Below are 23,037 nucleotides of genomic sequence, written 5' to 3'. Positions count from 1 at the left end.
TGCATTTCGTCTCGCTTCGCTCGCTCAACGACCAACTTCCGCGGGTCGTTGAGCGAGGAGCGAAGCGACGAGACGAGACGAAACGCATCAACCGACAAGGACTCACGATGTTCAACGTGCATGAAGCCTCCATCGCCGATCTGCGGCGCGCGCTCGAATCGGGTCGGACCACGGCGGTCGAACTCGTCGAGGCGTACCGGGCCCGCATCGCCGCCTACGACGCACCCGGCACCGAGACCGCGCTGAACGCCGTCGTGGTGCACAACCCCGACGCACGCGCCGAAGCCGAAGCGTCCGACGCCCGCCGTGCAGCCGGCCAGACGCGCGGCCCGCTCGACGGCATCCCCTACACCGCAAAGGACAGCTACCTGGTCACGGGGCTCACCGCCGCATCCGGCAGCCCCGCCTTCCGCGACCTCGTGGCGCAGCGCGATGCCTTCACGATCGAGCGCCTCCGAGCCGGAGGAGCGATCTGCCTGGGTCTGACGAACATGCCGCCCATGGCCAACGGCGGCATGCAGCGCGGCGTCTACGGTCGCGCCGAGAGTCCGTACAACGCCGACTTCCTCACCGCCCCCTTCGCATCGGGCTCGTCGAACGGGTCCGGCACCGCGACGGCGGCGAGCTTCGCGGCCTTCGGCCTCGGCGAGGAGACATGGTCGAGCGGCCGGGGACCTGCGACGAACAACGCGCTGTGCGCGTACACGCCCTCGCGCGGCGTCATCTCGACGCGAGGCAACTGGCCGCTCGTGCCCACCATGGACGTCGTGGTGCCGCACGCGCGCACCATGGCCGATCTGCTCGAGATCCTCGACGTGATCGTCGCCGACGACGCCGAGACCCGAGGCGACTTCTGGCGCTCGCAGCCGTGGGTTCCGTTGCCCTCGGCATCCGACGTCCGCCCTGGCTCCTACCCGGCCCTCGCCGCCTCGGCGTCGCTGCAGGGCGCCCGCATCGGCATCCCGCGCATGTACATCAACGCGGATCCGGATGCCGGCAACGCCGAGAATCCCGGTATCGGCGGGCCGACCGGGCAGCGCATCGAGACCCGCGCGTCGGTGATCGAACGCTGGGAGGCCGCACGCCGAGACCTCGAGGCGGCCGGCGCGACCGTGGTCGAGGTCGACTTCCCCGTCGTGTCCAACTACGAGGGCGACCGCCCGGGGGCTCCGACGATCGCGACCCGCGGTCTGGTGTCTCCCGAGTACCTGAAGCGGGAGATCGTCGACCTGTCGGCATGGGGCTGGGAGGACTTCCTGCAGGCCAACGGCGACCCTGACCTCTCGACTCTCGTCGACGTCGACGGCGCCGCGATCTTCCCGCACCCGGCGGGCGCGCTGGCCGACCGCTACACCGGCTTCGACGACGACATCGCCGAGTACCCGGGCTGGGTGCGCGAGCATCCGGGCATCGGATTCCTCGACATGCCGGAGCTCGACGGCGGGCTGCGCGGTCTGGAGGAGACCCGTCGCGTCGATCTCGAGGAGTGGATGGATTCTCTCGGCCTGGATGCCGTCGTCTTCCCCGCCGTCGCCGACGTCGGCCCCGCAGACATGGACGTGAACGAGGCGTCGGCCGATCTCGGCTGGCGCAACGGCACCTGGATCGCGAACGGCAACCTCGCCGTGCGCCATCTCGGCATCCCGACGGTCACGGTGCCGATGGGACTGATGGCCGACATCGGGATGCCGATCGGCCTCACCTTCGCCGGCCGCGCCTACGACGACGTGAAGCTGCTGGCTCTGGCCGCGGCGTTCGAGGCGGCAGGCGCTCCGGGTTCCCGCCGCACTCCCCCGCCCCGCACACCGTCGCTGTAGTCCGATGGCGGGTACGGCGCGTCTCGAGCACCGGCGTCTACGCTGAGCGCATGGACCTCAGCGCGTTCTTCTTCACGCTCTTCCTGAACGTCGTGTTCTGGAGCGTTGTCGCCGTTCTGCTCCTCAGCGCCGCCTTCGCCGTCGTCTGGCTGATCACGGCGGTGATCCTCGGCGTCTTCGAGACCCGCCGGACGCGCCTCGAACCCGATGCGGAGCACGACGCCGGCGTGGAGGATCTGTTTAACATTTCACACCTGTGACGCTCGCCACGAAAGTGATATGTTCGGGGCATGAGCACTGAGAACGAGCGCGCGCTCGAAGACGGCATCGTCACCGACTTGACGGGCCGGATGACCTACGGGTCGTACCTGGCTCTCGATCAGCTGCTCACCGCGCAGCGCCCGGTCAGTGCGCCCGAGCACCACGACGAGATGCTGTTCATCATCCAGCATCAGACAACCGAGCTCTGGCTCAAGCAGCTGCTGCACGAACTGTCCTCCGCCCGCCGGCTGCTCGCGAGCGACGATCTGCGAGAAGCGCTCAAGCGGGTCGCCCGCATCAAGAAGATCCAGGACGTGATGACCCAGCAGTGGTCGATCCTGGCGACACTCACCCCGACCGAGTACGCACAGTTCCGCGGCTCGCTCGGCAGCTCCTCCGGCTTCCAGTCCGTGCAGTACCGCGCGGTCGAGTTCGCCCTCGGCAACAAGAACGAGAAGATGCTGAGCGTCTTCCGCGATCACCCGGCGAACCTCGCGCTGCTGACGGCCGAGTGGGAGAAGCCGACGCTGTACGACGAGTTCCTGCGGTACGCGTCGCGCCGCGGCCTGCCGGTGCCCGCCGAGATCCTCGACCGCGACGTGCGCGAGCCCTACCGCGAGACCCCCGAGCTCGTGCCCGCGATCCGCGAGATCTACGTGAATCCGCAGCAGCACTGGGACCTGTACGAAGCCTGCGAGGACCTCGTCGACCTCGAGGACAACTTCCAGTTCTGGCGCTTCCGTCATCTCAAGACGGTCTCGCGCACGATCGGCATGAAGATCGGCACCGGCGGGTCGAGCGGCGTCGGTTTCCTGCAGCGCGCGCTCGAGCTGACCTTCTTCCCCGAGCTGTACACCGTGCGCACCGAGATCGGCGGCTGATGCAGACCCTCCCGCACGAGGATGGCACGGTGATCGGCGGCTTCACCGATCACCACGTGCATCTGCAGCTCGTCGACCACACTCTGCTGGCCGGATCGCGGCTCGGAAGGGTCGTCGATCTGGGCGGGAATCCGCGTTTCGTCTCGTCGCTGTGCTCCTCGCCCGACGACCAGTCACACGTCCGCAGAACGTCGATCGAGTTCGCGGGCGCGTTCCTCACTCCTGTCGGCGGCTATCCCTCCGACCGCTCCTGGGCGCCCGCAGGCTCGTTCCGCGAGATCGCGGACAGAGCGGATGCCGCATCCGCCGTCGCCGAGATGGCGGATGCCGGCGCCTCCCGCATCAAGGTCGCGAGCAACAGCACCGCCGGGCCCGTCTTCGACGACGACATGTTCCGCGCCATCGTCGGACTCTCCGCGGCACGCGGCCTGCCGGTCGTCGCCCACGCGGAGGGCGTCGGCGAGGCACAGCGCACCGTCCGCCTGGGGGCCGCGATCCTCGCGCACGCTCCCTTCACCGAGCGGCTCTCGGACCACGAGATCGGAGAGCAGGCGGCATCCGTCTCCTGGATCTCGACCCTCTCGATCCACGACGAAGCCGCCCTGGCGACCGCGATCGACAACGTCCGCCGCTTCCACGCGGCGGGCGGCGCCGTGCTGTACGGCACCGACATGGGCAACGGTCCGACTCCGGTCGATCTGAACCGCTACGAGATCGACGCGCTGCGCGAGGCAGGCATCGACGGCGCCGACCTGCTGAGGGCTCTCGATCCCGTCGATCCCTCCCATCCGGCATCCGTCCGCCTGCTCCTGCCCGCCGGCGATGCCGACCCGCTCCACGCACAGATCCTGAAGGTGTGACATGACCGACCTGCTCACGACCGCCCGCGCCCTCGACGCCGCCGACCCGCTGCGCTCGCACATCGACGCCTTCGCCGAGATGCCCGGTGTCACGGCCTACCTCGACGGCAACTCGCTCGGCCGCCCGCTGCGCGACGTCGGCGAGAAGATCTCCGACTTCGTGCGCGGCGACTGGGGCACCCGCCTGATCCGCTCGTGGGACGAGCAGTGGATGGATCTGCCCGTCGCTCTCGGCGACCGCATCGGCGCGGCCTGCCTGGGTGCCGCCGCAGGGCAGACTGTCGTCGCCGACTCGACCACCGTGCTGCTGTACAAGCTCATGCGCTCGGCCACCGCGGAGCGCAAGGACCGGTCCGAGATCGTGATCGAGCAGGGCAACTTCCCCACCGATCGCTTCGTCGCCGAGGGCGTCGCGGCCGAGTCCGGCATGGCCGTGCGATGGATCAGCGCCGATCCGGTGCAGGGCGTGCAGATCTCCGACATCGCCGATGCCGTCACCGCGCGCACGGCTCTCGTGGTGCTCAGCCACGTCGACTATCGTTCGGGTGCCCTCGCCGACATGGAGGGCATCACGGCGAAGGTCCACGAAGCCGGTGCGCTGATGCTGTGGGACCTGTGCCATTCGGTCGGCGTGATTCCGATGCGGCTCGATGAATGGGGCGTCGACCTCGCCGTGGGCTGCACGTACAAGTACCTGAACGGCGGACCGGGCGCCCCGGCCTTCGCCTACGTGCGCGCGGCGCATCACGGCGTGCTTCGGCAGCCGATCCAGGGGTGGATGGGCGCCGCCGACGTGTTCGCGATGGGCCCCGCCTACGTCCCCGACGCCACGATCCGCCAGTTCATCAGCGGAACCCCTCCGGTGCTCGGGATGCTGCCCATGCAGGGGATGCTCGACCGCATCGAGCAGGCGACGATCGAGGGCGTCCGTGCCAAGTCGAAGACGCTCACCGATCTCGCGGTGCAGGCCTTCGACGAGGTTCTCGCCCCGCGCGGTGTGCGCCTGCTGAGCCCACGAGATGCAGAACTCCGCGGCGGCCACATCACGATCGGCCATCCCGACTTCCGCGCCGTGACCCAGCGGCTGTGGGCCGACGGCGTGATCCCCGACTTCCGATTCCCCGACGGCATCCGTCTGGGTCTCTCGCCTCTGAGCACCTCTCACGTCGAGACCGTGACCGGCGTTCTGGCCGTGCGCGATGCGCTGCTCCAGGGACCCATCCAGGAACCCACGGGATGACCCCCGTCTTCGATGACATCGACGCGCGCCCCGGCAGCACCGCCTCGCTTCTGCGGACTTTCGTCGGCCTGTATCTGCGCCGGCTCGGCGGGTGGATCTCAGCGTCCGCGCTGGTCTCCCTGGCGGGTTCGCTCGGAATCCCCGAGTCGCAGGCACGCACCGGCGTCACCAGACTCAAGCAGAAAGGCCTGCTGCTCGCCGAGCGCGACGGCGTTCCCGGGTACCTGCTGAACCCCGGGGCCGTGCCCATGCTGGAGCGCGGCGATCGACGCATCTTCGAGATGCGCGAGATGACGGATGCCGACACGTGGTGCCTCGTGTCGTTCTCGATTCCGGAGAGCGCCAGGAACGTGCGCCATCAGCTGCGCAAGCGGCTGCAGTTCATCGGGGCGGGAGTCGTGTCATCCGCTCTGTGGATCTGCCCCGGTCATCTGCAGGGCGAGGTGGAGCAGATCCTCGACGACCTCGATGCGCGACCCTGGGCGACCCTGTTCTCCGCGGCTGCCCCGGTGCCGTCCGGCTCGCTCGTCGAGGCCGCGGCCGCCTGGTGGGATCTGACCGCGCTCCGCGCCGCGCACGAGAGCTTCCAGACGTCCCTCTCGACTCTGCCGGAGGAGCCGTTCGCCGCGTACGTCCATCTGATCGACCGCTGGCGCGTGCTGCCCTACACCGACCCTGGACTGCCGCCGGCGATGCTCCCGGCCGATTGGCCGGGAGCATCGAGCTTCCGCGCGTTCGCGCGGCTTGCGACAGAGAACGCGGGCCCTGCGTGGGAACGGGTTGAGGCGGCTACCCGCTGACCTCCGTGAGGAATCCCGAGACGTGCTCCTGCAGGCGCAGGATCCGCAGGTCCCTGGCCAGCTCGCGGTCGTAGCCCTGATACGCCAGCGGCGGCAGCATCCGGACGTTCCGCGAGCAGCCGAACTCGGCGCAGACCAGAGTGCCGACCGCATCGCCCTTGCGTCCGGCGGCGCCTGCCTTGCGGGCGACGAACAGCTGCACGTCATTGCGGAGCGTCACGTCCTCGCACCAGGAGCACTGGCCGCGCGCAGCGAGCCGCTGCTCGGCTCGCTGCAGGAAGATGCCGACGGGGTCGTCTTCGAGCCGGGCGACGACATAGGCGCGGCGGGGCAGCTTGGGATCGACCCAGCCGAGATAGTCGAGCTTGTCGAAGTCGATGTCGGCGAAGCCGACGGGAAGGTTGAGGTCTGCGACCTCTTTGCGGGAGGCGTTGATGAAGGACGCGCGGATGGCGCGCTCGTCGAGGGGACGCATGAGTGATGAGTGCTTTCGTGAGAAGGATGGAGGTGGGTACGTCTCAGCGCCGGCGACGGGGGTTCCGCCTCCGGCTGATCCTCAGCCTCTGCCCGCGGCGCTGAACGCGCCTGCGGCTCCGTTCCGCGCCGGGAGGGCGCTCCTCGAGAACAACACGCGTCGATCCTACGCCTCTTTGTTTCACTGCGTGTCGGGTGCGCTTCCCGATCCGACACGCCCGACCTACTCTTGCGGGAACGCCTCGACCGACAGGAGAAACCCGTGTCCACGCCGCAGAACTTCCTTCCGCCCCTTCAGGTGCGTGAGCGTTCGGCGTGCATGTGCTCGCGCGGTGAGATCTGCTCTTCGTTCGCCTCCGGTCACGGTCTGCACCTGATCCAGGCGCGACTCGCCTCGGCGACGCCGTCGGAGTGGGTCGACGCGATCGTCGAGCGAGCGGATGCCGCGACCGGCGAACTCGTCGTACGCACGCTCGAGGGCGACGCGCACGCGCTGTGGAACGCCACCGGCGCTGCGCTCGAAGCAGCGCCGGGCAGCCCGGTCGCTCTGCACGTGCGCTATGGCGTGCTGGCGGTCGGCCGCACGCAGTTCAACGTCGCCTCCGTCTGAGGGCTCGTCAGGCGGACGCCATCATCATGTCCTTCATGGCCATGCAGGCGTCCATGCAGGCCTTGCACGACTGAGCGCACATCCGGCAGACGTCGCTGTCATCGGCATGCATCATGCACATGTCCATGCAGGTCTGGCACATCGCGATGCAGGCGTCGAGCATCGACATCATCGAGGCCGGCGTCATGCCCTGCATCCGCATCATGGAGCGCATCATCGTGTTGCACATGTCTGCACAGTTCATGCATGCGGGGGCGCAGTCCATCATCTGCGTCGAGCAGACGGTGCACGCCTGCTCACACGCCGAACACGCATCCATGCACGCCTGCATGACAGACATGTCCATCATCACCATGTCAGGCATCGACATCATGTTCTTGGACATGGCGCCCATCATCATCGAGTCCATCGCACACCGCTCTCGTCTCGGGTCAGCGGGCGGAATCGTCCGCTTGCCGCCAGAGTAGTCCTCGCCGCTCGCCGCGTCGATGGGCGATCCCTAGACGGATGCGAAGCCGGATGTCAATCCCGTCGTGATCACGCTCGTCTCGTGCGACAGTGGCCGTTCCACTGATCGCTTCGCGAAAGGAGCACACCATGGGCGTCGGAGACGACATGAAGAACGCTGCCGAGAAGATGGGCGGAAAGGTCAAGGAAGGCGTCGGCAAGGTCACCGGCAACGAGGACCTCGAGGCTGAAGGCCGGGTGGATCAGGCCAAGGCCGCGGCCAAGCAGGCGGGCCAGGACGTGAAGGACGCCGCGAAGAAGGCGGGCGACAACGTCCGAGACGCCTTCGACAAGTAGGTGCAAGCAGCTCCCCGCGCGTCGGCAGGGCGCTCCCTCGGGAGGTCGCCCTGCCGGACGCCGCGTGGAGCGCGGGAACAGAGAGGAGATTCTGATGCCAGGACGCAGGAACAACTCGTTGAAGGACCCGAAGCTGTACGAGGAACTCCGCGAAGACGGTGCCTCCAAGGAGAAGGCCGCACGCATTTCGAATGCCGCAGCGCGAGACGGTCGCAGCGCGGTCGGGCGGCGAGGCGGCGAGCACGGCGACTACGAGGACTGGACCGTCGACGAACTCAGGAAGCGCGCGAAGGAGCTGGGTCTGCACGGCTACAGCAGCAAGCGCAAGTCGGAGCTGATCTCCGACCTGCGGGATCATTAGGTCCTGATGTCCGCGCGCTTCGGCGTCGAGGAGGAGTTCGTCGTCCTCGATCGTCAGACCCTCGCACCGATCGGGATGGATCACGGAGCGCGCGAACGCATCACGGGCCGCCGCGGTGGCGGTGAGGTGATGCCGGAGTATCTGACCTGTCAGCTCGAGTGCGCCACCAGTCCCGCCGAGACGCGAGCGGAGGCCGGGGAGCAGTTGATGAGGATGCGGGCCCTGCTGGCCGAGCACGCTTCTCAGCAGGGAGCGGTCGCGGCCTCGTCCGCGACGCCGTTCATCGCTGCCGGCGGGTTCGTCGTGTCGACCTCGACGCACTACGACGAGGTCGCAGATCAGCTCGGCGAGATCACACGAGATCATGAGGTCAACGGCCTGCATGTCCACGTGGAGGTGCCGGACGACGAGGAGCGCGTGCGCGCTCTCAATCGCGTGAGGGAGTGGCTTCCGACGCTGCTGGCGCTCACCGGAAACGGTCCGTACGCGCACGGCAGGCATTCGGGATTCGCGAGCTGGCGCAGCATCCTCATCCGCCGCCTGCCGTCCTCATGGTGCCCTCCGAGCTTTCACGATCTCGACGACTACACCGCTCGCGTGGATCGTCTGGTGGCGCTGGGCGCCATCGGCGACGCGGCCTCGATCGCCTGGGCGGCGCGACTCTCCCGGCGTTTCCCCACCGTCGAGGTCCGGGTGTTCGACGCACAGCTCACGACCGATGACACCCTGTTCGCCGCCGCGCTCGCGCGAGCGCTGATCCTCTCAGGTTCGGCGAGCGCACGCCCCGCCGAACCCGACGCCATCGACGCATCGATGTGGACCGCCGCGCGGCGAGGCACGCAGTCACGTGTGATCGACCCGACCACCGGCGAGGTGGGCCCGTTCTGGGAGGTGGCCTCGGCCATGCTCGACCATGCTCGATCCGTGCTCGCCGACCTCGGGGACGAGGAATTCGTGGTCGAGCAGTTCGCACGCATCCGTGCCGACGGCACGGGTGCCGAACGCCAGGAGCGCGCCTATCAGCGCGGCGGCGTGGCGGGCCTGCGCGACCTGTACCTCTCCGGCATGAGCGCCTGACCGGCATCCGCCCCTCGCGTCCGTTCACGACGGTAGTGTTCCGATCGTGGCTTCTTTCGCTCCTCTGCAGCGGCTCGTGATCGTGATCGCGGTCCTCGCCTCGTTCGTGACCTTCCTCGACGGCACAGTGGTCAACGTGGCCCTGCCCGCGATCAGCCGCGAACTCGGCGGCGGCATCACGACGCAGCAGTGGGTGGTGGATTCCTACCTCATCACCCTGAGCGCACTCATCCTGCTCGCCGGCTCCGTCTCCGACGCATACGGGCGAGTGCTCGTGATGCGCATCGGCCTGATCGCCTTCGGCGTCGCATCCGTCGCGGTGGCCGCGGCCCCCGATCCCCTCGTCCTGATCATCGCGCGCGCTCTGCAGGGGGCGGCCGGAGCTCTGCTCGTTCCGAGTTCGCTCGCCCTGATCACGGCGACCATGCGCGCCGACGTGCAATCGCGGGCGATCGGCGTGTGGACCGCGTTCACGACCGCAGCCCAGCTCGTCGGCCCGCTGCTGGGCGGACTCTTCGTCGACTATCTGTCGTGGCGCTTCGTCTTCCTCATCAACGTGATCCCGATCGCGGTGAACCTCGTGCTGCTCGCCCGGTTGAAGCTGCAGGAGCACCCGAGCGGCGTGCGCGTGGACTGGTGGAGCGGAGCACTGTGCGCCCTCGGTCTCGGTGCCGTCGTATTCGCGCTCATCGAGCAGCCGACCAGGGGTTGGACGTCGCCGGTCATCTGGATCCCCGGCGTCGCCGGGGTCGTGCTGTTCAGCGGATTCCTCTGGCGGCAGCAGAGCTCGACCTCGCCTCTGCTGCCGATGTCGCTGTTCCGTGTGCGAGACTTCGCCTGGGGCAACCTCGCGACGCTGTTCGTCTACGCGGCGCTGTCGCTGAACGGTTTCGTGGTGGGTGTGTACCTGCAGCAGGGTGCTGGTCTTCCGGCCACCGCCGCCGGGCTCGCGAGCCTTCCCATGACGATCCTGATGATCCTCGTCAGCTCTCGCGCCGGCGCCTGGGCCGGTCGTCTCGGCCCTCGGCTGTTCATGACCGTCGGCCCGCTCATCATGGCGGTGGGCGCAGTGATGCTGCTGCTCGTCTCGGAGCGCTTCGACTACTGGTGGCAGGTGCTCCCGGCGATGATCGTGATGGGCCTCGGCCTGTCGCTCACCGTCGCACCGCTGACGGCGGCGATCCTCGGCGCGATCGACGAGGCGCACTCCGGCATCGCCTCGGCCGTCAACAACGCGGTCGCGCGGGTCGCGGGTCTGCTCGTCGTCGCGATGATCTCGACGATCGTCGGCGGCACCCTGAACCTCGCCGGCTTCCACAGCGCGGCGATCGTGACCGCTGTCCTGCTCGTGCTGGGTGGAGTCGTGTCATGGATCGGCATCCGCCGCAATCCCGCGCAGGAAGCCGAGGCGACACCCCGTTGACCCTGTCGGCGACCCGGCGCAGACTGAGGGCATCGTCGCCCGTCACCAACGGAGGTCCACCGTGAGCACGGCTCCCCTTCCCCCTGTCGTCGACGCCGCCACCTGGCAGCGCGAACTCGACGCCCTGCGCGTGCGCGAGAAGGCGGCCACCCGCGAACTCGACGCTATCGCTGCGCAGCGACGCCGTCTGCCGATGGTCGAGCTGCCCGAGTACACCCTCGTCGGCGTGGACGGCCCCGTGCGCCTCGCCGACGTGTTCGACGGGAGCTCCCAGCTGATCGTCTACAACCACATGTGGTCGGACGGCAACGAGTGGCAGTGCCCCGGATGCACCGGCTTCACCTCGCAGTTCACCCGCCTCGATTTCCTCGAGCGCTACTACGACGCGAAGTTCGTGATCGTGAGCAACGGCCCGATCGACGAGCTGCTCGCCTACCGCGACCGCGTCGGCAATCGGATGCAGTGGTTCTCGAGCGCCGACAGCACCTTCGGCGCCGACGTGGGCGCGCCTGCGAACGCGGGCTTCGCCCTCAACGTCTTCCTCCGCGACGGCGACACGGTCTACCGCACGTGGCATTCGAACGGACGGGGCACCGAGCGCCTCAGCCATCTGCAGGCTCTCGCCGACCTGCTGCCCTACGGACGCCAGGAGGAGTGGGAGGAGTCCCCTGAGGGCTGGCCGCAGCATCCGACCTATTCGCAGGGAATGGGCTCCAAAGAGATCGGCGCACTGTACGGGGCACGGAACTGAGGCGTCGACCGGCTTCCGCTCTCGCGCTCGCCCTGGTCCTGGCCGTGGCCGCCGGGCTCGGCGGGTGCGCAGCGGATGCCGCAGACGTCGCACTTCCGCCGGCCGGGGCCGAGCCCGACTACCAGCTCGGCGGCGCGTATCCGCCCGCCGGCGCGGTGGGCGTCGTCGCCCGCGACCGCTCGGAGCTGCCCGTCGACGGCGTGTACTCGATCTGCTACGTGAACGGCTTCCAGACGCAGCCAGGAGAGCTCGAGTCCTGGCCCGACGACCTGCTGCTGCAGCGCGATGGAGAGACGGTGTTCGATCCCGACTGGCCCGATGAAGCCCTGCTCGACACGTCGACGCCCGATCGCCGCGAACGCGTGGCGGCGATGATCGAGCCCTGGATCGCGGGATGCGCGGCCGCCGGCTTCGACGCGGTCGAGTTCGACAACCTCGACTCCTACACCCGGTCGGACGGGGCGCTCGCGCTCGACGACAACCTGACCCTGGCGACGCGCCTGGTCGAGCTCGCCCATGACGCCGGGCTCGCCGCCGGCCAGAAGAACGCCGCAGAGGACGCCGCCACCCTGCGAGACCGCGCAGGGTTCGACTTCGCCGTGACCGAGGAGTGCGCGGCGTACTCGGAGTGCGAGGCGTACACAGAGGTGTACGGCGACCACGTGATCGACATCGAGTACGTCGACGAGCTGCCGCGGCCGTTCGCCGAGATGTGCGCCGATCCGGAATCGCCGGCGTCCATGGTGCTGCGCGACCGGGAGCTGCGCACCCCCGGTGATGCGGGCTACGCCTTCGAGACCTGCTGATCCGCGAGGAACGCGCGCACCTCGGCGACGATGGGATCGAGCGGCCGAGTGGGAACGTCGTATCCGCGTTCGGCGAGCCACTGGTCGTCGTAGAGCTTGTCGAGGTAGCCGCGGCCGTGGTCTGGCAGCAGCACGACCACGAGGTCGTCTTCGTCGAGCTCGGCCGCCGTGCGCAGAGCCGCGACGACCGCCATGCCGCTGGATCCGCCGACGAACAGCCCCTCCTCCGCGGCCAGGCGACGCGTCATCGCGAAGGATTCGGCATCTGAGATCCGCTCGTAGCCGTCGACGACCGAAGGGTCGAACGTCGGCGGCATGAAGTCCTCGCCGACGCCCTCGACGTGATAGCCGTGGATCGGTCCGCCCGAGTAGATCGACCCCTCAGGATCGGCGCCGACGACGCGAACCCGTCCTTCGCTGGCCTGCTTCAGATACCGGCCCGTGCCCGTGATGGTTCCGCCGGTGCCGATGCCCGCGACGAAGTGGGTGACCCGGCCGTCGGTGTCGGCCCAGATCTCGGGCCCTGTGGTCTCGAAGTGCCCGCGCGGACCGTTCTGATTCGCGAACTGGTTCGGGTTGAAAGCGCCGGGGATCTCTGCGGCCAGGCGGGCGGCGACGCTGTAGTACGACCGCGGGTCGGTCGGTTCGACGCTGGTCGGCGTGACCACGACCTCCGCGCCGTAGCCGCGCAGAGTGGCGACCTTCGCGCCGGCGAACTTGTCGGGAACCACGAACACCATGCGGTAGCCGCGTTGAAGGGCGACGAGCGCGAGGCCGGTGCCGGTGTTGCCGCTGGTCGCCTCGACGATCGTGCCGCCGGGCGCGAGCAGTCCTTCCCGTTCGGCGGCGTCGATGATCGCGCCGGCGATGCGGTCCTTCGCGGATCCGCCGGGGTTGAAGTACTCGACTTTGGCCAGGACGGTCGGACGGATGCCGGCGGTCACGGAGTTCAGACGGACGAGGGGCGTGTGGCCGACGAGTTCGGCGATGTGCTGGGCGTAGCGCACGGAAGTTGTTCCTGATCTTCAGGGGCGCGCGTCTCGAGACGCGCGCAGGTGTCGGGGGTCAGTCGAAGGTGAGCGGAGCGCTCAGCGACAACAACGACACGTCAGAGACACACCCGAACTGTAACCCGCGCAGGCGCGGCCTGGCAACTCACGCCACTCGATCAGACGAGATCGGCGTCGTCGTCCGTCGCGCCTCGCGCGATCTCCACCCAGCGACTCAGATAGCGGGCGCCGGCTTCGTCGTGGATGAGCGTCGGATGCTGGCGCACGGGGTACGGGGTCGCCGGCACCCCGTCTGCGGGCCGGACGTCGACGTGCACGACCTCGTGCCCGTTCTCGTGCAGCCAATCGGCCATCGCGTAGTCGGTACGCGAGTCGCCCATGGTGCGCCATGCGCGCGGAAGGGGGACGCCCTCGTCCGCGAGGAAGGCGAGCATGAGGCTCGCACCGAGATCCTTGCCCACGCGGTTCGACTCGATGTCGGTGGAGATGATGGTCGGATCGATCCGGTAGTCCACGCGGCCGTCGGCATCCGGGACGCGCTTCTCCCCCCACTCGTACCCGAGGCCCTGATCGCTCATCGCCTGGGCGATGGCCCGGTTGAGAGCAGGCTGACCTGCGAGGAAATCATCGTTCTCGATCTCGGTGCGCTGCTCGACCGAGACCATCGCCCGCTTCGTGTCGTCGTAGAAGACGAGGTCTGCGAAATCGTCGTGGACGATCCGCTCGACGTCGCGGCCGAAGGCCGCCGGCATCCGCAGCTCCTCGTCGACGGTCACCTCCTGAGCGCCCGCGGCCGTGATCCGCATCCACACCGCCCCCTTCTCGCAGATGCCCCACACCCGCACGCCGGCGTCGAGCCCCGCGGTCAGCAGCGGCGGGACGACCTGCTCACGGAGGAACGCGTCGGAGCGCCCCGTGTTGAAGGCGATCGGTACGCCGAGGTTCGCGAGCGCGGCGAGGTCGGCGGCGATGCTCGGGATGGCGATCGAACGCGTCACAGGGCTGGCGATGGGGCCGTCGACGTCGAGGAGGAGGCCGAGCGGCGGCGTCGAGTCAGTCACGGATCGATCCTATGCGCCGCGGCACCACCGGCCTGAGCCCATGACATGTCGGAGCGGCCCCAATAGGCTGGGCGGGTGATCGATGTACGGGGCGCCCGCGACCGCGCGCGGGCGATCGCAGCGCGCGGGTTCCGCTCGGTGTTCTCCCGTCGCGCGCTTCCCGCCTGGATCACGGTCGGCACTCTGGCCGCCGCCGCAGCCGCGCTGATCGCCGTGGGCGCGTTCGACACCGCCGAGAACGAACCTGCGGCGACGGCTCTCGGCGAGGAGGTGCGCCTGCCGACGTACTCGATCACGGTTCTCGACGTCGAGGTGACGGATGCCGTGGAAGAGCAGTTCCTCGAGGCTGATGAGGGCGAGAGCCTGCTCCTCGTGACGATGCGGCTCGAGAATCTCAGCGACAGCACGATCGGCGTCGACGGCAGCGCAGACGAGGTCTCGTCGAATCTGCTGAACACGGCCTCTCCGATGCTCGACCTGTCCGGTGTGACAGAGATCGGCAGCGCGCGGTACTGGCGCGACGTCACGTCATCACGCCGACCGCTCCTGCAGCCTGAGGTGCCCGCTGTCATCACCGTGGCTTGGACGGTGAAGACGGCGGACCTCGGCTCCGACGGGATCGTGCTCGACGTGCACGAGGCCGACCCCCGCCACGGCAATATCGTCGTCGCGTCGAGTGCAGTGACGTGGCGGCAGGGCGCCTTGGTCGCCCGCATCGACCTGGAGGTGGGTGGATGAAGAAGGTTCTCCCCTGGCTCACCGGCGCGGCTCTCGTCCTCGCGGCCGGTACCGTCGCCGCCGTCACGCCCGATCCGGTGGCGCAGGACGGCCCGTTCCTCATCCGAGGAGCAGCCGATCAACCGGTAGCCTCGCGCGACCTCATCGTACGAGTCGGAGAAGCGCGCTTCGCCGATCGTGTCACGGTCGACGACGAATGGCACGCCGATGGCAACTGGTTCGTCGTGAGTCTGTCGGCCGCTGCGACACAGACCGAGGTCGACGCCGCCATACGGTTGATGAAGCTCGTCGTCGACGGCCGGGAGTTCATCGCGAGCGAGCGGCCGTCGACGTCTCTGATCGGCGTCGGCCTGCGTGTCGGCACCGACACCGAAGGGATGGTGGCGTTCGAGCTGCCGGAGGACATCACGACCGGAGACGCGGAGATCCGGGTGTCGACGCCTCACTCCACACCGCACCTGGATGACGTGATCGTGGTGCCGCTCCACCTCGACGACCTGCCTCGTGAACACAGCATCGAGATCGCTGAGCCGTCGATCGAGGAGATGCCGTGACCTGGCTGCGCACGCATCGTCTCGCGCTCACAGCGCTGATGTTCTGCGTCGCGGCGGTGGCCGGCGTGCATCTGTGGCTCGATGTGATGCCGATCGCCGAGCGGCAGGAGAAGACCATCACCGTCGTCGAGGACGACACGACCGAGATCGCCGGGCAGGAGCTCACGCTCGAGGATGCCCGCTGGGACGAGTACCCCTCCCCCGACGGCACCAGGGTCGTGAGCGTCCACATGCGAGGATCGGGCGGTCCCGATTCGGCGAGCTGCGGCCGTGTGACGCTTTCGGAAGTGCACGGTTCGCGCACCTGGCTCGACGCTGACGACGTGATAGACGTGCCCTACGACGCAGGCGCGGCGTACTGCATGAACGAGTCAGAGCCCTACGACATCATCTCTGTGTTCCTCGTGCCCGACGACGCCGAGGGGCCCTTCTTCCTCGACATCGACGGCGAGGATCGCGCCGTCACCCGTTTCCTCATCGAGCCCTGACCCTGCGTCCAGTCCGGCTTCGGGTCTCCCGATCACGGCGTCGTAGGCCGTGGCCATGAGCGCGACCCGGAGCGGTTCGACCACCGCGGCCACGGCGACGAGGATGACAGGCAGATAGGCCTTCCAGAAGTCCGTGTCATGCCCGCCGATCAGTTGCAGCACGCCGCGCGTGCCGGCGTGGTCGACCAGCATCCAGAGGGCGTAGGCGAGTGCGGTGGTCCCGAACGTCACCGGGCCCCCGCGCCAGATCACGGCGGCTGCGGCCCACAGGCTCTCGAGACGCACGACGAGCGTGCGTGCGAGTGACCGCGCGGTTCCGCGAAGCGCCGTGTCGCTCCATCTGCCGAGCCCTGACTGCACGTCGAAGGTCGTGCCGTAGATGACGCCGACCACCGCGAGCCAAGCCGCCGGCACGATGAGCACTGCGATCACGATGCCGATGAACCAGCTCCCGCCCTCCCAGAGACCGGCCACGGGCGGCAGGTGGGCGGCGAACCAGTCGCCGACATCCCGCAGCCAGTTCGCGCCCGTGCGCTGCGACAGCCATTCGCTGACGCCGCGCCACCATTGACCGACCAGCGTGACCAGCATGAAGGTCCACAGCACTTCGGCATACGTCGCGAGCACTCGCAGTGGCGCGGACAGCCGATCTTCGAATCGCGCGAGCACGACCCGCACCGCCAGCGCCACGAGGAGCACCGTGACCGGAAGCACGCCGACGCTGATCAGTCCGGCTCGATCGCCGATCTCCTCCTCGCCATATCCGGACTGGGCGACTCCGACGTAGATGGCGATCTTCAGGAACGCGCTGCGATCCGCATCCAGCATCCCCCACGCTTCGTAGAACGCGAAGAACGGGAGGATCGATACGAACACGGTGCGCGCGAATTCCCGGTAGCTGATGCGCTCGTCGGTCGCGGCATGCGGGAGCGAAGGGCGCACGGTGAGGTACATCGCCACGTACGACACCAGGCGGGCCGCCACGGCGATGGGGAGGATGAGCAGTCCCCCCAGGGTCGTGTATCCGCCGACGATGCCCGCGACCTCGATCGTGAGCCGATGGACGACCTCGCCGCCCAGGTACCACGCCATCAAGGCAGGCCAGTGCTCGGCCAGGATGCGGCCGAACGTGCGGAGAGCCTGCTGCATGCCTTCACGGTACCGGGCCGAGTCGCGCCCGCGCACGAAATCCACCTCCCCTAGGCTTCTCGCATGCCCGAGAGCGACGCCACCACCGTCTGGAACGGACGGGTGCGCGTCGTGTGGGCGAGCGGAGCGGATGCGCGCAACGCCGTGCTGCGACGGCTGCGGGAGGATGCGGGGGTCCCCGACGACTCGATCGCGCATGAGTGCCCGACGTGCGGCTCGACGATGCACGGCCCCCTGCGGACCTCCTCGGGGACGACGGTGCTGAGCCTCAGCCACGCCGGGGACCTCACCGTAGGAGCGATCGCCCGAGCGGATGACGCGGCATCCGTCGGCATCGACGTCGAGGCCGACCGCGGCGCTGCGCGCCTGACCGAGCTCGCCGCGCTCTTCGCGCCGCGCGAACCTCCCACGCTGCGCGAGTGGACGATGATCGAGGCCGTCGTCAAGGCCGACGGACGCGGTCTGCGCATCGCCCCGACGGATATCCGGTTCGATGGCACGACCGCACACATCGCCGGTCGCGCGCCGATCGAGGTTTCGACCGCTGCTGCGCCCGAGGGCTATCTGATCAGTGTCGCGATCGATCCCATGGGACGGTTCCGCCGAGCCCCAGGATGGGCCCGGTGATCGGGGCCGCCTCGGTGTCGGCGGGACCTGCGGGCAGCGGCGGCACCGCCGACTGGTCGAGCCATGGAGAGAACACCGCGTCGAGCGCAGACCCGCTCACCGCCGATGCCAGCGCGATGAAGTCGGCCGTCACCGCTGTCGCGTAGGCCCGTTCGGCCGTCCACGTGCGCAGCACCCGGAAGAACGCCTCGTCGCCGATCGTGAGCCGCAGCGCATGCAGCGTCAGCGCCCCGCGCTTGTAGACCCGATCGTCGAACATCGCGTCAGGGCCGGGATCTCCGAGGACGACGTCCTGTTCGAGATCTGCGAGTCGCGCATGGTGCGCGAGGGCTTTCGCATGGGCTGAGGGGCCTCCCGATGCCTCCGACCAGATCCATTCGGCGTAGCAGGCGAAGCCTTCGTTCAGCCAGATGTCCTGCCAGCGCGCCACGCCGACGCTGTTGCCGAACCACTGGTGCGCGAGTTCGTGCGCGATGAGGCGTTCGAGTCCGTGCTCGCCGTCGATGTGGTTCGCGCCGAAGATCGCCGACGCCAGCGCCTCGAGCGGGATCTCGAGTTCGTCCGCAGTGACGACGACCGTGTACTCCGCGAACGGGTAGGGTCCGAACGCCTCCTCGAACACGGTCATCATCCGGGCGAGATCCTCGAGATCCGCGTGGACCCGCGCGATCAGCCCGCGCGGGAAGAACACCCGGCCGGCCACGGCGCCCAGCGGCATCCGCTCTTCGTCGTACTGGCCGATCTGCAGCGTCATCAGATACGTCGCCGTGGGCACCGCGATGTCGAAGTCCCACACCGCCCGGCCCTTCGACGTCGAACGCTTCGGCGGCACCGAGCCGACGACCGCGTAACCGGGGTCGGTCGTGACGCGCATCCGGTACGTGGCCTTGTCGTAGGGCACGTCGTTGCAGGGGAACCAGGTGGGCGCCCCGGTGGGCTGCGAGGCGACCAGGAGGCCGTCTTCGAGCTCCTCCCAGCCGAGCGCGCCCCAGCGGGTGCGACGCGGCTTCGGCGCGCCCGCATAGTCGACGGCGACCTGCAGCACCGTGCCGGCTTCGACGGGGGCGCCGAGAGCGATCTTCAGCTTGCGATCGTTCTGGCTGAATCCCGCCTTCGGGAGCCCCTCGACGCGCACCTTCTTCGCGCGCAGGCCGACGAGATCGAGACTGAAGGTCGTGGTCTCCTGCGCGATGCGCACGTCGATCACAGCCGTGGCCGTCAGCCGGTTGGTCGAGAGCTTGTAGTCGAGGTCGAGGTCGTAGTGCTCGACGCGGATGCGGGCATCACCCGCGTGCGGCGTGTACGGGTCGACGTTCATGCGCCTTCGGCCTGGTAGGCGCGCACGGTCACGGCCCGCCACGGCCCGATCGGGTTGCCACTCCAGCGGCTTCCCGCGGGGACCGTCTCGCCGCGCATCACGAGGGATGCCGGACCCACCGTGGCGTCGGCTGCGATGGTCGCGGCCGGCAGCACGACGGAGTGCGGGCCGAGTGTGGCGCCCGATTCCAGGGTGACCGTGTCGATGCTCATCACACGATCATGGAACAGATGCGTCTGAACCACACATCCGCGGTTCACGGTCGCGCCGTCGCCGAGGCGCACGAGGTCGGGTTCGGGAAGCCAGTAGCTGTCGGTCCAGACGCCCCGCCCGATCTTCGCGCCGAGGCTCCGCAGCCACACCACGAGCGCCGGAGTGCCGGCGGCCGCATTCGCGAACCAGGGCGCGGCGACCATCTCGGTGAAGGTGTCGGCGACCTCGGTGCGCCACACGAAGCTCGACCAGAGCGGATGCTCGCCGGCGCGGATCGGGCCGACGAAGATCCACTTCGCGGCCGTGGTGATGGCCGCCGCGAATGCCCCGGCCGCGAGCATCGCGCCGCCGGACAGGAGGATCGCAGCTCCCAATCCCCAGGTCTCAGTGAACCAGGCCAGCGTCAGCATGACGGCGAGTCCGAGCGCACAGGTGACGAACACGGGGAGGATGCGGCTGAACTCCCACAGTCCTCGCGCCCAGCGCAGCGACTGCCGGGGCCGATAGGTGCGCTCGAGGTCGGAGTCGTTCACGACCCGGCGCAGCCGCACCGCGGGCGACCCGAGCCAGGACGAACCGGGCTTGGACTTCTCCGGGGCGACGGAGAGCACCGCGATCAGGCCGTCCTTCGGAACCCGGTGCCCGCCTGCCGCGAGACCGGAGTTGCCCAGGAACGCGCGTTTGCCGATCCGGGCGGTCGCGATGCGCATCCATCCGCCGCCGAGCTCGTACGTGCCGACCATCGTGTCGTCGGCGAGGAAGGCGCCGTCGTCGATCACCGTCATGCAGGGGATCAGCAACACCGTCGACGCCTCGACCTCCCGGCCGACCTTGGCGCCCAGCATGCGCAGCCAGATCGGGGTGAACAGGCTCGAGTAGATCGGGAAGAGCAGCGTGCGGGCGGAATCCAGCAGCCTCTCGGTCGTCCACGCCTGCCACGCCACGCGCCCGTGCACGGGATGCACGCCCTCGGTGAGACCGATCGAGAGCAGCCGCACGAACAGCACCACAGCACCGGCGAAGACGAGTCCGGTGACGAGCACGGCCGGCACGAGCCACGCGGCGAACGCGCCGATCGCCGCGTTCAGGGTGTCGGCGCCGCGGACGCCGGAGGCGAGCACGAGCACGCCTGCGGCGAAGGCGACGAACGGGAGGAGTCCGAGTAGAGCCGACGAGGCTCCATACGCCCACAGCCAGCGACGACGCTTCGGCGGCGCCTCCGAGGCGAACGGAACGCTCTTGCCGCCCACCCGCACGGCGGGCGATCCTGCCCAGCGCTGGCGGGCGCGCACGCGTCCGAACACCGCGGAACCCGGCGCGATCTCAGCGCCGCGGCCGATCTTCGTGCCCGGTGCGAGGGTGCTGCGCGCGCCGACCGTCGCGTCGGCGCCGATGCGGATCTCGCCGATGCGCACGGTGTCGCCGTCGATCCAGTAGCCGGCGAGGTCGACCTCCGGCTCGATCGCGGCGCCGTCGCCGATGTGCAGCATCCCGGTGACCGGCGGCAGGGAGTGCAGGTCGACGCCCCTGCCGATGCGCGCGCCCAGGGCGCGCGCATAGTGGATCACCCAGGGGGCGCCGGCGAGCCCCACGGCATCGACCTGGTGCGAGACCTGCTCGGCGAGCCAGAGGCGCAGATGCACCGAGCCCCCGCGCGGGTAGTCGCCGCCGCGCACGCCGGCCAGCAGCAGCCGCGCGACGAGCGCCGAGAGCGCCATGCGCCCGAAAGGGGTCGTGAACACGAGGAGGCCGATGACGATCGTCCAGAGCGGCGCGTCGGGCAGGAAGTCGAAGCCGGGCACGAGCTGCAGCAGCCAGCTCGCCGTGAGCAGCCAGGTGATCCAGCGGGCTCCCGAGAGGATGAACAGCGGGATGCCGAGCAGGGTCTGCACCCACTGCATACGCCTGGGGGTCGGCGTCGCTGCGGTGAAGGAGTGCACGTCCTCGTCGACCGAGGCCGCCTCCACGGCATCCGACATCTGAGCCAGCTTCGGGAGGTCGTAGACGTCGGCCATCGTGAACTCGGGGGCGCGGGTGCGGATGCGGGAGACCAGCTGCGCCGCCGCGAGCGAACCCCCGCCGAGCTGGAAGAAGTCGGCACTCTCCTCGGTCGGGCGCATGCCCAGCACCGAGAACCACTGCTCGGCGAGCCAGGCTGCGGTGCCCGACAGGGTGGAATCGCCCGCATCGGTGTCGATGAGCGGCCAGGGAAGAGCCGCCTTGTCGACCTTGCCCGAGGTGCGCACCGGCAGATCGTCGACCACGGCCAGCAGCGGGATCAGCGGCGCGGGCAGGGCCTCCGCGAGCTGCGCGCGGGCACGCTGTCGGTCGAAGCCCGCGGCGGGGACGACGTAGCCGACGAGCAGGGCGATGCCGGCATCCGTCCTGCGCACCGCCACTGCGGCGGCCGTGACGTCGTCGATCGCCTGAAGAGCGGCCTCGACCTCACCGAGCTCGATGCGCCGGCCGCCGATCTTGACTTGGTCGTCGACGCGGCCCTGGAAGATGAGGCCCTCGGGGTCGGCGCGCACCATGTCGCCCGAGCGGTAGGCGCGCTCCCAGCCCAGCGTCGGCATCGGGGCGTACTTCTCGGCGTCCTTGAGGGGATCGAGATAGCGGGCGAGGCCCACTCCCCCGATGATGAGCTCGCCGGTCTCGCCGTCGGCCACGAGCTGCCCTTCGGAGTCGACCACGGCGAGCGCCCAGCCGTCGAGCGGCAGGCCGATGCGCACAGGGCCGTCGCCGCGCATGACGGTGGCGCAGGCGACGACCGTGGCCTCGGTGGGCCCGTAGGTGTTCCACAGTTCACGCCCTTCGCCGACCAGACGCGCGACGAGCTCGGGCGGACACGATTCGCCGCCGAAGATCAGCAGGCGCACGTTCTCGACCGTGTCCTGCGGCCAGAGGGCCGCGAGCGTGGGCACTGTGGAGACGACCGTGATGCCGTGGCCGACGAGCCACGGTCCGAGGTCTTCGCCCGAGCGGACGAGGGCTCTCGGAGCCGGCACCAGGCAGGCGCCGTGACGCCAGGCGAGCCACATCTCCTCGCACGAGGCGTCGAACGCGACCGACAGCCCTGCGAGCACGCGGTCGCCCGGACCGAGCGGTGCGTCCTGCAGGAACAGCCGCGCCTCGGCATCGACGAAGGCCGCCGCGGATCGGTGCGAGACCGCCACGCCCTTCGGGGTGCCTGTCGACCCCGAGGTGAAGATGATCCACGCGTCGTCGTCCGGCGTGGGCGGCTCGACGATCGGCACGGCCGAGGTGCTGGGGTGCGGGGCGTCGCCTGCGAAGAGGTCGCTCGCCCCCTGTGCGTCAGACGGCGTGAAGACGCCCCCTGCACCGATGATGCCGCGCACCTTCGCCTCGCCGAACACGAGGTCGGCGCGCTCCTGCGGGTCGTCGGCGTCGACCGGGACGTAGGCGGCCCCGGCCGCGAGGATCGACAGGATCGACGTGTACAGGGCGCGCTCGCCCGACGGCATCCGCACGCCGACGCGGTCTCCGCGGCGCACGCCCTGCTTGTGCAGGCGAGCGGCCGTGACGTTGATGCGGGCGATCAGCTCGGCGTAACTGACGGCGCCGACCGCGTCTTCGATCGCCGAGGCGTCGGGGAAGCGCGCTGCGGTGTCGCGGAGGATGTCGATGAGGGTCCGGGGATCCGGGGCCAGGTCGGTGCGGTCGTAGCCCTGCTGCGCGTCTGCCACTGTCGGT

24 protein-coding genes are annotated in these 23,037 nt (G+C 69.3%); 17 read left to right on the top strand and 7 right to left on the bottom strand.

Features of this window, described 5'->3' with window-relative positions; genetic code table 11:
- Positions 1-107 precede the first annotated feature (107 nt).
- The 6 genes from ACI3KT_RS01290 to ACI3KT_RS01265 are packed head-to-tail and all read left to right on the top strand — an operon-like array spanning position 108 to position 5,859.
- Positions 108-1,817 carry an amidase gene (locus ACI3KT_RS01290; protein ID WP_404902027.1) on the top strand — a complete coding sequence of 570 codons (1,710 nt, stop codon included), beginning with the start codon at positions 108-110 and terminating at the stop codon, positions 1,815-1,817.
- Between the two features lie 50 nt (positions 1,818-1,867).
- A complete protein-coding gene (locus ACI3KT_RS01285; RefSeq protein ID WP_292909592.1) occupies positions 1,868-2,077 on the top strand; it encodes a hypothetical protein in 210 nt (69 codons plus the stop codon).
- A 30-nt stretch (positions 2,078-2,107) separates the two neighbouring features.
- Positions 2,108-2,959 (top strand): tryptophan 2,3-dioxygenase, encoded by an 852-nt coding sequence (locus ACI3KT_RS01280; protein ID WP_404902024.1) that lies wholly within the window; start codon positions 2,108-2,110, stop codon positions 2,957-2,959.
- Positions 2,959-3,819, top strand: coding sequence for a hydrolase (locus ACI3KT_RS01275; RefSeq protein ID WP_404902022.1), 861 nt, complete (start codon positions 2,959-2,961; stop codon positions 3,817-3,819). The genes ACI3KT_RS01280 and ACI3KT_RS01275 overlap by 1 nt, the downstream gene beginning before the upstream one ends.
- 1 nt (position 3,820) lies before the next feature.
- Positions 3,821-5,059, top strand: coding sequence for a kynureninase (locus ACI3KT_RS01270; protein ID WP_404902020.1), 1,239 nt, complete (start codon positions 3,821-3,823; stop codon positions 5,057-5,059).
- On the top strand, positions 5,056-5,859 hold the full coding sequence (locus tag ACI3KT_RS01265; protein ID WP_404902018.1) for a PaaX family transcriptional regulator C-terminal domain-containing protein: 804 nt from the start codon (positions 5,056-5,058) through the stop codon (positions 5,857-5,859). Before ACI3KT_RS01270 ends, ACI3KT_RS01265 begins: the two co-directional genes overlap by 4 nt.
- Here the strand turns inward: ACI3KT_RS01265 and ACI3KT_RS01260 are convergent.
- Positions 5,849-6,334 (bottom strand): FBP domain-containing protein, encoded by a 486-nt coding sequence (locus ACI3KT_RS01260; protein ID WP_292909582.1) that lies wholly within the window; start codon positions 6,332-6,334, stop codon positions 5,849-5,851. The genes ACI3KT_RS01265 and ACI3KT_RS01260 overlap by 11 nt on opposite strands.
- Before the next feature lie 261 nt (positions 6,335-6,595).
- Here ACI3KT_RS01260 and ACI3KT_RS01255 point away from each other — a divergent pair, with 261 nt between their 5' ends.
- Entirely contained in the window at positions 6,596-6,943 is a 348-nt protein-coding gene (locus ACI3KT_RS01255) for a hypothetical protein (RefSeq protein WP_307298834.1), read from the top strand.
- A 7-nt stretch (positions 6,944-6,950) separates the two neighbouring features.
- Here ACI3KT_RS01255 and ACI3KT_RS01250 read toward each other — a convergent pair whose 3' ends face one another.
- Complete coding sequence (locus ACI3KT_RS01250) at positions 6,951-7,328, bottom strand: hypothetical protein (protein WP_404902017.1); 378 nt, start codon at positions 7,326-7,328, stop codon at positions 6,951-6,953.
- A 212-nt stretch (positions 7,329-7,540) separates the two neighbouring features.
- On the opposite strand from ACI3KT_RS01250, the gene ACI3KT_RS01245 reads away from it, so the two are divergent.
- The 6 genes from ACI3KT_RS01245 to ACI3KT_RS01220 all read left to right on the top strand — a co-directional run bounded on the left by ACI3KT_RS01245 (position 7,541) and on the right by ACI3KT_RS01220 (position 12,165).
- Positions 7,541-7,747, top strand: coding sequence for a CsbD family protein (locus ACI3KT_RS01245; RefSeq protein ID WP_292909576.1), 207 nt, complete (start codon positions 7,541-7,543; stop codon positions 7,745-7,747).
- Between the two features lie 94 nt (positions 7,748-7,841).
- Positions 7,842-8,108: a Rho termination factor N-terminal domain-containing protein gene (locus tag ACI3KT_RS01240; protein WP_404902015.1), complete on the top strand. Its 267-nt coding sequence runs from the start codon at positions 7,842-7,844 to the stop codon at positions 8,106-8,108.
- Between the two features lie 6 nt (positions 8,109-8,114).
- Entirely contained in the window at positions 8,115-9,185 is a 1,071-nt protein-coding gene (locus tag ACI3KT_RS01235; protein WP_404902012.1) for a YbdK family carboxylate-amine ligase, read from the top strand.
- A gap of 46 nt (positions 9,186-9,231) precedes the next feature.
- A complete protein-coding gene (locus ACI3KT_RS01230) occupies positions 9,232-10,608 on the top strand; it encodes an MFS transporter (RefSeq protein ID WP_404902009.1) in 1,377 nt (458 codons plus the stop codon).
- A 61-nt stretch (positions 10,609-10,669) separates the two neighbouring features.
- A complete protein-coding gene (locus ACI3KT_RS01225) occupies positions 10,670-11,359 on the top strand; it encodes a DUF899 family protein (RefSeq protein ID WP_404902007.1) in 690 nt (229 codons plus the stop codon).
- Positions 11,360-11,397: 38 nt separating this feature from the next.
- Complete coding sequence (locus ACI3KT_RS01220) at positions 11,398-12,165, top strand: endo alpha-1,4 polygalactosaminidase (protein ID WP_404902311.1); 768 nt, start codon at positions 11,398-11,400, stop codon at positions 12,163-12,165.
- Here the strand turns inward: ACI3KT_RS01220 and ACI3KT_RS01215 are convergent.
- Entirely contained in the window at positions 12,144-13,172 is a 1,029-nt protein-coding gene (locus ACI3KT_RS01215; protein WP_404902004.1) for a PLP-dependent cysteine synthase family protein, read from the bottom strand. The two genes, ACI3KT_RS01220 and ACI3KT_RS01215, sit on opposite strands and share 22 nt — an antisense overlap.
- Before the next feature lie 161 nt (positions 13,173-13,333).
- Positions 13,334-14,236 (bottom strand): hypothetical protein, encoded by a 903-nt coding sequence (locus ACI3KT_RS01210; protein WP_307298850.1) that lies wholly within the window; start codon positions 14,234-14,236, stop codon positions 13,334-13,336.
- 75 nt (positions 14,237-14,311) lie between these two features.
- On the opposite strand from ACI3KT_RS01210, the gene ACI3KT_RS01205 reads away from it, so the two are divergent.
- Genes ACI3KT_RS01205 through ACI3KT_RS01195 form a run of 3 tightly spaced genes read left to right on the top strand, consistent with a single transcriptional unit; the run spans position 14,312 to position 16,016 of the window.
- Complete coding sequence (locus ACI3KT_RS01205) at positions 14,312-14,974, top strand: hypothetical protein (RefSeq protein ID WP_404902002.1); 663 nt, start codon at positions 14,312-14,314, stop codon at positions 14,972-14,974.
- Positions 14,971-15,528 carry a hypothetical protein gene (locus ACI3KT_RS01200; RefSeq protein ID WP_292909558.1) on the top strand — a complete coding sequence of 186 codons (558 nt, stop codon included), beginning with the start codon at positions 14,971-14,973 and terminating at the stop codon, positions 15,526-15,528. The genes ACI3KT_RS01205 and ACI3KT_RS01200 overlap by 4 nt, the downstream gene beginning before the upstream one ends.
- Entirely contained in the window at positions 15,525-16,016 is a 492-nt protein-coding gene (locus ACI3KT_RS01195) for a hypothetical protein (RefSeq protein ID WP_307298854.1), read from the top strand. Before ACI3KT_RS01200 ends, ACI3KT_RS01195 begins: the two co-directional genes overlap by 4 nt.
- On the opposite strand, the gene ACI3KT_RS01190 is transcribed toward ACI3KT_RS01195, so the two are convergent.
- Complete coding sequence (locus tag ACI3KT_RS01190) at positions 15,900-17,210, bottom strand: hypothetical protein (protein ID WP_404902000.1); 1,311 nt, start codon at positions 17,208-17,210, stop codon at positions 15,900-15,902. The two genes, ACI3KT_RS01195 and ACI3KT_RS01190, sit on opposite strands and share 117 nt — an antisense overlap.
- A gap of 18 nt (positions 17,211-17,228) precedes the next feature.
- Here ACI3KT_RS01190 and ACI3KT_RS01185 point away from each other — a divergent pair, with 18 nt between their 5' ends.
- Positions 17,229-17,792: a hypothetical protein gene (locus ACI3KT_RS01185; protein WP_404901997.1), complete on the top strand. Its 564-nt coding sequence runs from the start codon at positions 17,229-17,231 to the stop codon at positions 17,790-17,792.
- Here the strand turns inward: ACI3KT_RS01185 and ACI3KT_RS01180 are convergent.
- Both ACI3KT_RS01180 and ACI3KT_RS01175 read right to left on the bottom strand, forming a co-directional pair.
- Positions 17,734-19,110, bottom strand: a complete 1,377-nt coding sequence (locus ACI3KT_RS01180) for a M1 family metallopeptidase (RefSeq protein ID WP_404901994.1) — start codon at positions 19,108-19,110, stop codon at positions 17,734-17,736. The two genes, ACI3KT_RS01185 and ACI3KT_RS01180, sit on opposite strands and share 59 nt — an antisense overlap.
- A complete protein-coding gene (locus tag ACI3KT_RS01175; protein ID WP_404901991.1) occupies positions 19,107-23,030 on the bottom strand; it encodes a Pls/PosA family non-ribosomal peptide synthetase in 3,924 nt (1,307 codons plus the stop codon). Before ACI3KT_RS01175 ends, ACI3KT_RS01180 begins: the two co-directional genes overlap by 4 nt.
- Positions 23,031-23,037: the final 7 nt, after the last annotated feature.

This window comes from Microbacterium sp. ZW T6_19 (assembly GCF_044987465.1).
GTDB classification, from domain to species: domain Bacteria; phylum Actinomycetota; class Actinomycetes; order Actinomycetales; family Microbacteriaceae; genus Microbacterium; species Microbacterium natoriense_A.
Note: the sequence above shows the minus strand (reverse complement) of the source record. Positions and strands in the feature narration are given on the sequence as shown.